Annotated in this window: 11 protein-coding genes; 4 read left to right on the top strand and 7 right to left on the bottom strand. The window is 54.8% G+C overall.

Going from position 1 to position 12,015, the window contains the following annotated elements; all coding sequences use genetic code 11:
- Positions 1-869: 869 nt before the first annotated feature.
- The 4 genes from RRU01S_RS26735 to tssI are packed head-to-tail and all read right to left on the bottom strand — an operon-like array spanning position 870 to position 4,648.
- Positions 870-1,133, bottom strand: coding sequence for a PAAR domain-containing protein (locus tag RRU01S_RS26735; RefSeq protein WP_045229694.1), 264 nt, complete (start codon positions 1,131-1,133; stop codon positions 870-872).
- Between the two features lie 54 nt (positions 1,134-1,187).
- A complete protein-coding gene (locus tag RRU01S_RS26055) occupies positions 1,188-1,688 on the bottom strand; it encodes a hypothetical protein (protein ID WP_131367773.1) in 501 nt (166 codons plus the stop codon).
- 15 nt (positions 1,689-1,703) lie between these two features.
- Complete coding sequence (locus tag RRU01S_RS25000) at positions 1,704-2,468, bottom strand: hypothetical protein (RefSeq protein WP_052816009.1); 765 nt, start codon at positions 2,466-2,468, stop codon at positions 1,704-1,706.
- Positions 2,468-4,648 carry a type VI secretion system tip protein TssI/VgrG gene (gene tssI, locus RRU01S_RS07650; RefSeq protein WP_045229590.1) on the bottom strand — a complete coding sequence of 727 codons (2,181 nt, stop codon included), beginning with the start codon at positions 4,646-4,648 and terminating at the stop codon, positions 2,468-2,470. The genes RRU01S_RS25000 and tssI overlap by 1 nt, the downstream gene beginning before the upstream one ends.
- A 245-nt stretch (positions 4,649-4,893) precedes the next feature.
- On the opposite strand from tssI, the gene RRU01S_RS07645 reads away from it, so the two are divergent.
- Positions 4,894-5,298: a host attachment family protein gene (locus RRU01S_RS07645; RefSeq protein ID WP_045229589.1), complete on the top strand. Its 405-nt coding sequence runs from the start codon at positions 4,894-4,896 to the stop codon at positions 5,296-5,298.
- Between the two features lie 39 nt (positions 5,299-5,337).
- On the opposite strand, the gene RRU01S_RS07640 is transcribed toward RRU01S_RS07645, so the two are convergent.
- Positions 5,338-6,777: a phospholipase D-like domain-containing protein gene (locus RRU01S_RS07640; protein WP_045229588.1), complete on the bottom strand. Its 1,440-nt coding sequence runs from the start codon at positions 6,775-6,777 to the stop codon at positions 5,338-5,340.
- A 195-nt stretch (positions 6,778-6,972) separates the two neighbouring features.
- Between RRU01S_RS07640 and RRU01S_RS07635 the strand changes: the two genes are divergently transcribed.
- Together RRU01S_RS07635 and RRU01S_RS07630 are read left to right on the top strand one after the other, a co-directional pair.
- On the top strand, positions 6,973-7,566 hold the full coding sequence (locus RRU01S_RS07635; protein ID WP_108722584.1) for a DedA family protein: 594 nt from the start codon (positions 6,973-6,975) through the stop codon (positions 7,564-7,566).
- A 33-nt stretch (positions 7,567-7,599) separates the two neighbouring features.
- Complete coding sequence (locus RRU01S_RS07630; RefSeq protein WP_045229586.1) at positions 7,600-8,628, top strand: hydroxyacid dehydrogenase; 1,029 nt, start codon at positions 7,600-7,602, stop codon at positions 8,626-8,628.
- Between the two features lie 31 nt (positions 8,629-8,659).
- On the opposite strand, the gene RRU01S_RS07625 is transcribed toward RRU01S_RS07630, so the two are convergent.
- Positions 8,660-9,184: a ribonuclease H family protein gene (locus RRU01S_RS07625; RefSeq protein WP_234936095.1), complete on the bottom strand. Its 525-nt coding sequence runs from the start codon at positions 9,182-9,184 to the stop codon at positions 8,660-8,662.
- A 140-nt stretch (positions 9,185-9,324) separates the two neighbouring features.
- Here RRU01S_RS07625 and RRU01S_RS07620 point away from each other — a divergent pair, with 140 nt between their 5' ends.
- Positions 9,325-10,164, top strand: coding sequence for a GGDEF domain-containing protein (locus tag RRU01S_RS07620; protein WP_045229585.1), 840 nt, complete (start codon positions 9,325-9,327; stop codon positions 10,162-10,164).
- 16 nt (positions 10,165-10,180) lie between these two features.
- Here RRU01S_RS07620 and RRU01S_RS07615 read toward each other — a convergent pair whose 3' ends face one another.
- Entirely contained in the window at positions 10,181-12,010 is a 1,830-nt protein-coding gene (locus RRU01S_RS07615) for an ABC transporter ATP-binding protein (RefSeq protein ID WP_045229584.1), read from the bottom strand.
- Positions 12,011-12,015: the final 5 nt, after the last annotated feature.

Below are 12,015 nucleotides of genomic sequence, written 5' to 3'. Positions count from 1 at the left end.
GTATCATGATACTGTTACTGTAATCTCGATCCGCCTCGGTTAAGAACCCAAAAACCACCTGCTTCCCCTCCATTTTCCGTGCACACATAGTCAAATCCCCTCATTTATAGTCGATTCCGAGCTTTTCCGCTGGTTTCTGTCCAAAAATACGCGCGCTTATCCAGACCCATCCGCACGCTTGATTGCAGGTAATTTATATATTAACACGCAAGCTCGATCTGCAAATATATATTTATATATATGCAGTATTATGGATTTAGCGATTTTATATCTTTGTATTCTATCCCTCGATCTCACCTCTTTCCTTCGACAAGACACACCCATTCCCTTACGCAACTCATCGAGTTCGCGTTATCACCATTCGTTGCTCGTCCAACCATACGCTAAACAAGCCATTCAACGGGGCGCTGAAAGCTACCTCGTAACTGTATATGTGTGGCACCTCTCAGCGCCCCAACTATCACACCGCATTTCCAGCCAGCATCCGGGCCCGCACACCAGGCTGAAATCTAATCTTTCTCGTCTTCCTACTTCTCTGCCAATATCCGCATTCCAAACTCAGCCATGCGCGAAATACATCGATGCGCAATAAGAAAGCCCGTTCTGCCCATAGGGTCACCAACGGGTTATTCCGCCTGCACGGCGAGCATTTCATTTATCGAGTTCTGCTCAGACGACTGAGTACCCATCAAAACAAAACCCGCCACATTCTTCATCTGGTGCTGCCAGCACGAGAACGCGACTTCAAACACTATAAAGGAAAAATCTCTCGTTGTAAATCAAAATATGAATATTTTCCTAGTTATTGGGTGTCTTGATCCTAGCCAAGATGATAGAAATGACTGCAAGGTGCCAAGCCAGCTCCTCTTTCAGCCAAGTTTGACGTCAGTTTCCTTCGCTATCAGTTTCGCACCGCAGGCCGTAGACATTCCATCTGCGGCAATTTCAATGTTGTTAAGGGTTGGCCCCGGTCCTGGTCCAACGATTGGATAGGTCCCGCCACACTTCGGGCAACTAACCTGATGGCCCACCCCAGCGGGGATCCGTCCATTAACATCGGCATGAGGGAAACCTTCTATGACCTCGCCTCCATGTGAGGTTCGGTCTCCTATGCACACCACGGGCACGATCATGTTCTTTCTTTCTAAGCACGCGTCGCTTTGATAAGCCTCGGATTTTGCGATCATCTACAAAGGTAAATTTGTGATGCGTCCAGACGCATCTACACGAAACTCAGATACGCCAAGCGTCTCATCGAAATTGCGATTTCCGTTTAAATCTTCAAGCGGTCGAATGTTCAGATAAACCCCATACTTTCCTGCTGGCAATGAATTCGGACGGCAAATTTCTTCGTTTTTAAAGCCGCCATAGGAGCGGCATAAGCACAGTGGCTTATCCTTGCTGACGAGGGCTGCACCATTGAGTTTGCCTCCGTAAAAGGAAGATTGTATTGTCGATGAAATTCCAAAAGTAATCCGAGCTACAGTTATCCCGGTCACGTACATGCTCTTAAGAGAGGGGCTGTAGACTGAAATACAGTTAGCGCTATTTCCACCCACAATGACACGAGACTGGCATGGCAAAGTGTTCAACGAGCATTCGTCAAAGCGGTTCTTTTTGTCCTGCGCCTGCACTGAACCCATAATTGATGTTAAGAGACCTAAAACTATCAAAATGCGAGCTATCATAATTAGCTCCTCCTCCTATGGACGACGCCGGCGATCTTGGCCCTTGCCTTTTGCGTAGCTGGGATTTCTCAGAAAATTTCTAAGAAGGCCGTATGTCATTGAATCGTAGTAATCTTTCGTATAATTAGAAGCGGCATTCCTAGGCGATGCGCCATTGATGATCAGATAATAATCTTCAATGATCGCAGCCTGTTGCTCAAACCCGAAATCTGTCAGGTCTAACGCACCATCTGTGCTGAATGGATCATATCTGTAGTCATAAAGAAATTTCCCAGGCGTTTTGGTGTAGGGGCCCGGTTTTCCATATTCCCCCATAGACAGTATCCCAAGCCAACGAATATCTCCTGTGACACGGTTCTGATGTTGCCACACATGAACCATTTCGTGGATAAAAAATGACCTATTACCTAATGCAGTAGTCGAGAAGTCATTTTTATAGATACCTCCGGGAAAATACATATTCCCGTTTGGTGTCATCGCTGTATTCTGATCTTGACCTATAATAAAGTTTCCACGCTTTAGGGTGACAGCGTCGTAATTTACAGAATCTTTAAAGTATTTCCGAGCCATGGCGACTTCGCCCTGCGTAAGGTGACGTGCCTTGTTCCTCTCTATATTAGGAGGTTCAATGATATCTTGGCCTGAATCGGGTTCAATCTCGTCAACTGGACGAGAAAGCGGGATTGGAGGATTATTGACTCGATTGGATAGAGGTTCATCAAACTGTGGTCTAGGAGTCGGAATCGGGATCACTTCGCCTTCAACTTCGGGACCTACCATCACGCCTTCTCCTCGCCTTTGGGTTGCGCGCCCCCATTTCCTGTTAGAAGCGAAATTGTTTGGCCCTTTATCTCTATGTGTCCATCAGCAAGCGTGATTGTGGAAGTCCCGCATTTGAGCGTGATCTTTTCTCCAGATTCGATTGTGATTTCCTTTTCTGCAGTTGTTTTGATGCTTGTCCCAGATGCAATGCTCATGGAAAGGCCGGAACTGAGATGTAACAGGCCAACAGCCATCAGATCGGCAGAGCCATCGGCTTGCAGACTGACATCCGAGCCTGAAAACAAGCGATAAGATTCCCCTGAGAATATTTGGATGTCCCCCCTTACGTTCAACGTGTAGTTACCCGTCATAGGCATCGGTACCCGAGTGGCGTAGTTCGAGCTGAGCTTCATCAGCGCTGCAGTTTGATCCGCTTTAAAGAATAACTGCGCAACTGAGGGAATTGCCGCCAAAAGTCCGACTGACTGAATAAAGCTCCCGCCAACTGTGATATTATATGCGCCGACGATATCCGTGCTCTGCATCCCGTCGATGCGTAGTTCCTCATTTCCCCCGACGCGACTAAGGCGATCTTGTTTGATCAGACGTGTTTCATCATGCTCTATCACGGAGTTGAGGTCACGTTGAGCGTGAACAAATATTTCTTCGCGCCCCATCTCGTCTTCAAATCTCAGCTCGTTAAAACCTTGCCCCTTGTGGGTCTGTGTACGGAACACACTTCTCGTCTTGTTCGCAGGTAGCTCATACGGCACCTTCTGCCTTGCATTCGGCACGACACCCGTCACAAGCGGGCGATCCGGATCACCGTCCACGAAGGCCACCATCACCTCCATGCCGATGCGCGGTATGATCTGGCCGCCCCACGTGGAGCCAGCCCAGTTTTGCGCCACGCGCACCCAGCAGGTATCTGTCCCATCCTTCTTCGCCTTGCGGTCCCACGGGAACCAGAGCTTGATGCGGCCATATTGATCCGGGTGGATTTCCTCGCCCTCGGGGCCTGCAACGATGGCGACTTGCGTGCCCTCGATCTTCGGGCGCTTGGTGGTGCGATGCGGCGTCAGCGGTACGCGTGCAGGGATGGCCTCGAAGGCGTTGCGGTATTCCGGCTCGTTGCTGTTGGTTTCGTAGGAGCGATCCACGATGGTGTGGCTGGCCCGGATGATGACGTGTTCTTCATATTCATGCTCTGGATGCGCTTCCTCGTAAGGCGTAAAGCGACGGCCGGCTTCCAGAATGCGGGAGGTCGATCCGCCGAAGACGCGGTCATGATCGGCTTCTATCGATTGTGCCCGCAGCTTCTGGGCACGCTCTGCCTCTTCTACCGTCTTGATGCGGGCCGGGTATTCGTAGAGTTCGCGCTTGGTGGCGTCCGGCATCTGCACCAGCGATGGTGTCATCGTGCCCGGCACCATCGAAGGTGTCTCGAAATTCCAGTCGGCCCCCGCGCGCTGGCCTGGCACATAGGAAAAGCGGCGGGCCCAGTCATTGATGTGGTTGCGATCCGACGATCCCTGTGCAAGTCTCACTCTGCTTTCACCCTGTGCTGAAGGTGATGGTCCAAGCCATCCATTGGCAGTATCGGCCACATGCAGCTTGTGAGACCCGTCCTCATGGCTGAACCAGTAAAAAAGACCGTCTTCCTGAAAGCGACGCAACAGGTAATCGAGGTCCAGTTCATTGAACTGGACGCTGTATTCTTGTGCAGGCGGAGGTTTAATAACGCCGGACGTATCTGGTGCCGGAATGCCGTGTTCGGAAAAGAGCGTTTCGACGATATCGATAGAGGTCTTGTTTTGCCATATGCGGCAGTCGGAACGTCGCGACAGCAGCCACATCTGTGGACGGATGGTCATGGCGTAGGAGCGCAGGCCACGGGTGATGGGTGGCCCCTCATGCAGGTCTGTCACAAGCCCGTTGAAGGGACGGCGGACACCACTGCCATCCTGGCCATCGCCCTGCTGCACCTCGACCGAGACATCGACCAGACGACCGATCAGCTCTTCCGGCTTCACCGCTTCCTTCTTGGCACGGACATTCAGCTGTATCTCGAAAAGCTGGGATACGCCTTCACTGATCTCCATGCGCTCGGGCAGCAACTGGTCTTCACCCAGTGGCGACTTGACCTTCAAAACACGGCTGGCCTGGATGAAATCGGAGGACGAAAGCTGGTCGGTCATGGGGAACCCCGGTGATCGGAAATATCAGTCAAGTGTAAAAATCCGAACATAATGCAATCAATCATTGTGTCAACAGCGCTCATTTTGATGATATCATAAATATTATTCGCCTTGGTTGCACTGCGGTGTCGTGCTCGTATTCGCACGATCGTGATCAAACCAAATGGCAACACGGAACAGATCACCCCTCGATCGGTTCTCCTATGCGGGCCGTAAAGCCCGATACAAAAACATGGGAGAAGACTATGGATATTCCACAGAACACGGTCGTTGCTGTTGCGGATGGTGAGAAGTTGAGCCTTTTCAAGAATGATGGCGATGCGCAGAATGTGAAGCTGACGGCGATGCAGAACGCTGGTGTCGATGATACCAAGATATCATCGGGCGCTCGTCATTCCAGCAGTTCTGCCAATCCTGATGATAGCCAGCAGGATGAGGACGGCTTTAGCGCGGGCGTGGCGCAGATGCTGAACAAGCAGGTTCTGGACGGCAAGATCAAAGGACTTGTGATCATCGCTGCACCGCGCACGCTAGGCGAAATGCGCAAGGGTTATCACAAGTCTCTGTCGGACGTGCTGTTGGGTGAGCTCGACAAGGACCTGACTGGACACTCGATACAGGATATCGAAAAAGCGCTGGCTGCGGCCTGATCTTTGCGCGGCGGGAATGGACGGTTAACTCCGCTCCATTCAGCCGGCGCGACGACGTTTGAAGCGCCGCGTGACGCGTTCCTTCACGCTACTTGGCCGTTCGGGATCGGCTATGTCGGATTCGGCAAAGAGTTCTTCGTCTGCTGTCAAATCTCGCATGGGCACATCGACCAGCCCACGACCCTTTTCCTGGTTCAACACATCAATCGCGCGGATGACCGAACCGTGCTTCTCGATCTGGCGATGCAGATCCTTTGGATCACATCCCAGATGTTCGGCGATCAGTCCGTCACGGTGTTCGATGATTTTTGCGGCCAAGATATCCTGATCCGGGCGGGCTTCGATGATGATGTCGCACTCGGTATCGTAGCCCATGGAACGATTGTTGAGATTGGCTGAGCCGATCTTGATCAATCTGTTATCCGAAATCATCACCTTGGCGTGGACGTAGATCGGCGTTCTCTTGTCATTGACGGGATACATCAGCCGGAAACGGTTGTGATGGTCTGCGTCGCGGACGAGTTTCATCAGGCGTATGCGTGCGGAATCCATAGCCTTTGCTTCCAGCCAGCCTTCTGCACCTTCCGGGTTGATGAGGATAATCTCGGGGCCGTCGGCTTCCTGCAGTCTGGCGGCGATGGCTTCAGCGATTTTTCGCGACGCGAAATATTGGCTTTCGATGTAGAGGCACGTCTTCGTCGAGGCGATGATGGCGAGTTTGGCGGCCTCGATCTCCGATATCTGCTGTTGTTTGTCGAACTCCGGCAGTGTTCGCGCGATGGCGACCGAGATATCGCGAAAATCGACATCCAGCGCGTCGGGCCATGGATCGGATGATACGGTCACTGCATCCAGCTTCTCTTCCGTCGCCAGTTCCCACCGGGTTCTGGCAAGTTGCCCGAGTGCCGCGGCCGCATCGCCCGAGATACAGCTCGTCACGTCGTGCCATGGGCCTTGCGAAAAACCCAGCGGGGAGCGGCGGCGTTTGTCGTTTTCCAGATGCTCGCGCGTATCCCAACGCCCCACTGTCATATCGATGCCGCCGCAGAACGCGATGCGATCATCGATGACGAGGAGTTTCATGTGGTGGGCCGACAGAGGCGGATGGGCGCTATCGAGTTTCAACTGCACGCGCTTGGAAAACAACCAGCGGAGAATGTAAAACGGCGTCTCGCCTCGCGTGATCGAGTTGATGAGGCCGATGTCCCATTTGAGAATGCGCACGTCGAGATCATCACGGCGTTTTGCCAGCCAGTTCAGGAAGCTGCCGAGTTTCTCCGGCGCTTCGTCTTCGGCTTGGCCTGGGACGAGGTCGATGCGGCTGTCGAAATCCCAGCCGATCATGAAGATCGACCGCTCCGCCTTCAGCATGGCGCTGCGGGCATGCTGAAAAAAGGCGGCGGCATCGACGATGACGGTCACGCGATCCGCATCGGCAATCTTCCAGCACGTTTCGCCTTCGACAAGTACAGATGTCATTCCAAGCCCCATGCGTTTGCTGCTGTGCGGTATAGGCCAGAACGCAACCCGGCAATAGCGCAAATTTTCTCAAAACCTGTGTCGTCTGCCCTTATCTTTGTCTAATTTGCCCATTCAATATGTCGCTCGGCTTACAGCCGAACACGAAAAGGCATGCCAGCGCCGGGCTTGGCCGCAAATGATGGTCGGGGGCCCTTGGAAAGTTTTGTTCACGCGACGATGGAGCAGCTGGGTGTGTTCGGCATAGCCTTGCTGATGTTTCTCGAAAACATCTTTCCACCCATTCCCTCGGAACTCATCATGCCGCTGGCAGGGTATCTGGCAAGCCAGGGCAACACCTCGATCTTTTCCGTTATTGCAGCGGGGTCGCTGGGGTCTGTTGCGGGTGTCATCCCCTGGTATTTCCTCGGGCGCCTTCTGGGTGAGAAAAAGCTGATGGCCATCGCTGCCCGTTACGGGCGCTGGCTCACCATGTCTCCATCTGACGTCGAGAACGCCGGTCATCATTTTCGCAAACACGGCAGGCTATCGGTGCTTCTCGGCAGGCTGGTGCCGACGGTACGCACGCTGATTTCGGTGCCTGCTGGCATCGCCAGAATGCCATTCGCATGGTTCCTCCTATACTCTGCCATCGGCAGCGTCATCTGGACCGCCGCGCTTGCCTTCGCAGGCTTTGGCCTCGGGCAGGCCTATGGGGTGGTGAAAGATTATATCAACCCGGTTGCAACCGGCGTTCTTGTCCTGATGATCGCCTTTTATCTTTACCGGGTGGCAACATTCAAAGCCTGACGGCAACCAATCCAAGACCTAGAGGGAGGTATTATGTCTGAACGAAATATCGTGCTGGTCGATCCATTGCCGCGCACACTCGATCTCATCATGGAGCCGGATGTCCGCGCACGGCTGGAGAGGCTGGGAGAGGTGATCGTTTCGGAAGATCGGCAAATGCCGAACGAACAGGTGGATGCATTGCTTGCCGATACGGTGCTGATTTTCGGCCAGACTGACATGCCGAAGGAACGCCTCGACCGCGCACCGAAACTCAAGGCCATCATCAATGTCGAATCCAACTTCATGCCGAACATCGACTATCAGGCCTGTGTGGAACGCGGCATCTGGGTCATCACGCCGGCATCCGCCTTTTCGTCACCGGTGGCGGAAGCGTCCCTTGGCATGGCGCTTGATCTAGCACGCGGCATCACCATTGCCGACCGGCAGTTTCGCGATGGTGTCGAGGAGTATGGTCTTGCCGGAAACACGGATACCTTCCGATATGCAGGCGCACCCATCGGCATCATCGGCTTTGGAGACCTCGGCAAAGAACTGCGCGAACTGACGCGCCCGTTTAAAAACGAGGTCCATGTCTACGACCCCTGGCTGCCGAAAGAGATCATCGAACGGCTGGACTGCGTCCCGAGCAATCTGGACGATGTCTTTTCCCGGTGCCGGGTGGTCTATGTGTTTGCCAGCGTTACCAGTGAAAATCAGGGCTTCATCGGCAAACAGCAATTCGACCTGATGCAGCCGGGCTCCGCATTTCTGCTGATGAGCCGCGCCGCTGTCGTTGACTTCCCAGCCATGCTCGATGCGGTGAAGTCGGGCCATATCCGCGCCGCCACAGACGTATTTCCGGAAGAACCAGTGGCGGCTGACGATCCGGTACGCTCAATCCCCGGCTTGCTGCTGTCGGCCCATCGCAGCGGCGGAACACGTGATGCGTTCTACCAATTGGGATCGATGGCGGTCGCGGACGCGGAGCTCATCATGAAGGGCCTGCCGCCTCAGCTTTGCCGACGGGCCGACCCGGCAACCGCAAGCAGGTTGCGCTCCAAGCCGGTCAGCGTTTCATAAGAGGAAGGCCTGCGCGGTGACATCTCGGCTTTCACGGTAGGAGAGCCGAGCAATACGCCGCGCCGGCCAGCCTGTCTGCCAGTTCGTTGCCGATGTTTCCCTGATGTCCCTTGCACCAGGCAACATCAAGCAACGGGTTTTCGCAGAGGTATCGATGCAAAGCCGCCCACAATTGCCAGTCGGCGATACGACGGTTTCGGGTGCGCGGATTGGGACTGTAACGCCTCCAGCCATTGTTGCGCCAGATGGGCCGCCAATGGTTGCAACCCTCGACGACATGCATCGAATCCGACCAGATCGTGACCGGACACGAGCGCGCGTTTTCATGCACCCACTGTGCGGCGTTCAGTGTTGCCACAACTTCCAGCGCATTGTTCGTATCGGCGTCAAAACTGCCCGACTGGCTTGCAACAGTGTGATCGCCATCAAGCACCACGAATGCCCAGCCGCCCCTTTTCGACGCGACATCATAGGAGCCATCGACATAGATATCGAGGCGATCCGTGGTCGCAAGACGGGCTGCATCTGGTCGCTGCGAGATATCGTGTCCGGTCAATTCGGCATCACCAGTTTCGCTTTTCGAAAGAGGCCAACATGCTCAAAAGCTGTTTGCAGCACCCCATTCATGACTCTTCAATCCATTTATAGTCTCTTATGCGCGTAGCGTATTCATACGCACCTATGGAGCCACGGGCTATGCTCGCATTTATCGATCGTTACGTGAAGGAAGCGTGTTGCACAAACCGTTTCGAAACGCGTCGCGATGTCCTGTCGTTTGCGCTGACCGTCGCGATCTATGTGACGCTGGTGGCGGATATTCTCAACGTTATCGCGCATTACACGTTGGATGCGTTGGGGTTGTTGCCCTATGACGTCGTTCCGGCAGCGACCGTTGGCGTCATCATCTCCACGCTCGTGGCATCAAGCCTGACGTTTTCCATCGTCTATATTGTCGGCCTTGCCATCCATCATCTCACAATTTCGCGGGCGGCATTCGAGCACTTGAGCAAGACCGACATGCTATCCGGCTTGCTGAATAGAAGAGCGTTTCTGGAAGAGGCCACTCGTGCGCCGTCCAATTCGTCCCTCATCCTGTTCGACATCGATAAATTCAAGTCCATCAATGATCGATACGGCCATGATATCGGTGACCAAGCCATTATCTCGGTGGCCAACCAGCTTTCGGACATCTTCTCACACGGCGGAGCCGTTGCCCGGATCGGTGGAGAAGAGTTTGCGGTTCTGATCTCTGCGCTGAGCCGGACAGAGCGCCTTGCTCTGGCGCAGCGATGCGCGGAACTGATTGCCGCCAAACCGTTCTCTGCAGGCGGCAAAGGCTATCGCATCACCATCTCCGGCGGCGTTGCCGATCGGGAAGACCACACAACGTTCGAGGCACTGTTCAAGGCGTGCGATAAAGCGCTGTACCTTGCCAAGGCATCCGGCAGAAACCGCATCGTGCACAGCAACGATATCAAGCCTCTGGAACCGCAGGGCAGTGCGCGCGTCACGCGAAAACGAAGCCAGACCGGCTGATCTCGCCATAATCTCTTCAGACCAGCACCTGGTGTCCTGGCGAAACGGATCGATAGGTTCTTTCCGGCGAAACGTAGCCCGTCGGACGAATGGGGCTTTTCAGTTCATCGATCGGCGCGTTGCGGCGAAGGCCTCGCCGGGCCGGATCGGGCACCGGCACGGCAGCCATCAGCTTCTTGGTATAGGGGTGCTGCGGATTGGCAAAAATCGATGCGCGTGGGCCGATTTCGACGATTTCACCCAGATACATGACCGCGACCCTGTGGCTGACGCGTTCCACCACGGCCATGTCGTGGCTGATGAACAGGAAGGCGATCTTGAACTGTTCCTGTAGATCGAGCAGCAGATTGCACACCTGCGCCTTGATCGAAACATCCAGGGCCGACACGCTTTCATCTGCGATGATGACCTTCGGGTTAAGCGCCAGTGCGCGCGCAATGGCGATGCGCTGGCGCTGACCACCGGAAAACTCATGCGGATAGCGATCCATCATCGACGGCGACAGCCCGACCCGTTCCAATAGATCAGCCGCCATCTGCTTGGCTTGCGATGATGATGCGATCTTGTGTTTGATCATCGGTTCGGCCACCGCATAGCCCACCGTCATGCGCGGATTGAGGCTGGAAAACGGGTCCTGGAAGATCATCTGCACACTGCGGCGCATGTTGCGCAGCGCCACCTGATCAAGCCTCAAAACATCGAAACCATCCAGCGTCACGTTTCCACTGCGTGGTTCCACCAGACGCGCAATCGAGCGCCCGGTGGTCGACTTGCCACAGCCGGACTCGCCGACAAGCGACAGGGTCTCCCCCTGAAACAGATCAAACGAAATGTTTTCGACGGCGTGAACGGCACCGGTGGTGCGTCCGAACAGGCCGGAGCGGATATCGAAACGCGTCACGAGATTCTTGACCGACAGAACCGGCGTCAGGCCACCCTCCACGGTATCGGACACTTCCTTCGAATCAGAAATGACGCCGCTCGCCATATCGACCCGCGGGAAGCGCAAAGGCCAGTCATGCCCCTGCATGGAACCAAGCTTGGGAACAGCGGCAAGCAGAGCGCGGGTATAGGGGTGCTGTCCGTGATGGAAGATGTCGGCTGTCTCGCCGGTTTCCACCTGATCGCCCCGGAACATGACGATGGTGCGATCGGCAATTTCGGCGACGACGCCCATATCATGCGTAATGAAGAGAACGGCCATGCCCTCTTCTTCCTGCAACTGCTTGATGAGATCGAGGATTTGGCCCTGGATCGTGACGTCGAGTGCGGTTGTCGGCTCATCGGCAATCAGGAGCTTCGGTTTCGACGCCAGTGCCATGGCGATCATGACGCGCTGACGCATGCCGCCGGAAAACTGGTGCGGATATTCATCGAAACGACTTTCGGCGTTGGGAATGCGCACCTTCTCCAGAAGCCTGATGGTTTCAGCGCGCGCCTGCGCCTTGGTCATGCCCTTGTGACGCGTCAGAACTTCGGAAATCTGCCGTCCGATGGTGAAGACGGGGTTGAGCGATGTCATCGGCTCCTGAAAGATCATCGCCATGTCGTTGCCGCGCACGCTGCGCATGTCGTTCTCGGAAATGGCGAGAATATCCCGCCCCCCGAGCAGCACCTTGCCTTCGATGCGGCTGGAGCGCGCTTCCAGCAGGCGCATCACCGACAAGGAGGTGACGCTTTTACCGGACCCACTTTCCCCAACAATGGCAACCGTTTCCCCAGCCCTAACCTCGAAGGAGAGGTCTCGCACGACACTCTTCCACTCTCCATCCACCAGAAAAGAAGTGGTGAGGTTTTGAACCGTAAGAACGGTTTCGCGCGGTGCTGCTTTTGCGGCTTCGGTCATGACGA

The organism is Agrobacterium rubi TR3 = NBRC 13261, assembly GCF_000739935.1.
GTDB lineage: Bacteria > Pseudomonadota > Alphaproteobacteria > Rhizobiales > Rhizobiaceae > Agrobacterium > Agrobacterium rubi.
The sequence above is the reverse complement of the archived record's forward strand: the minus strand, read 5'-3'. Positions and strand labels throughout refer to the sequence as shown.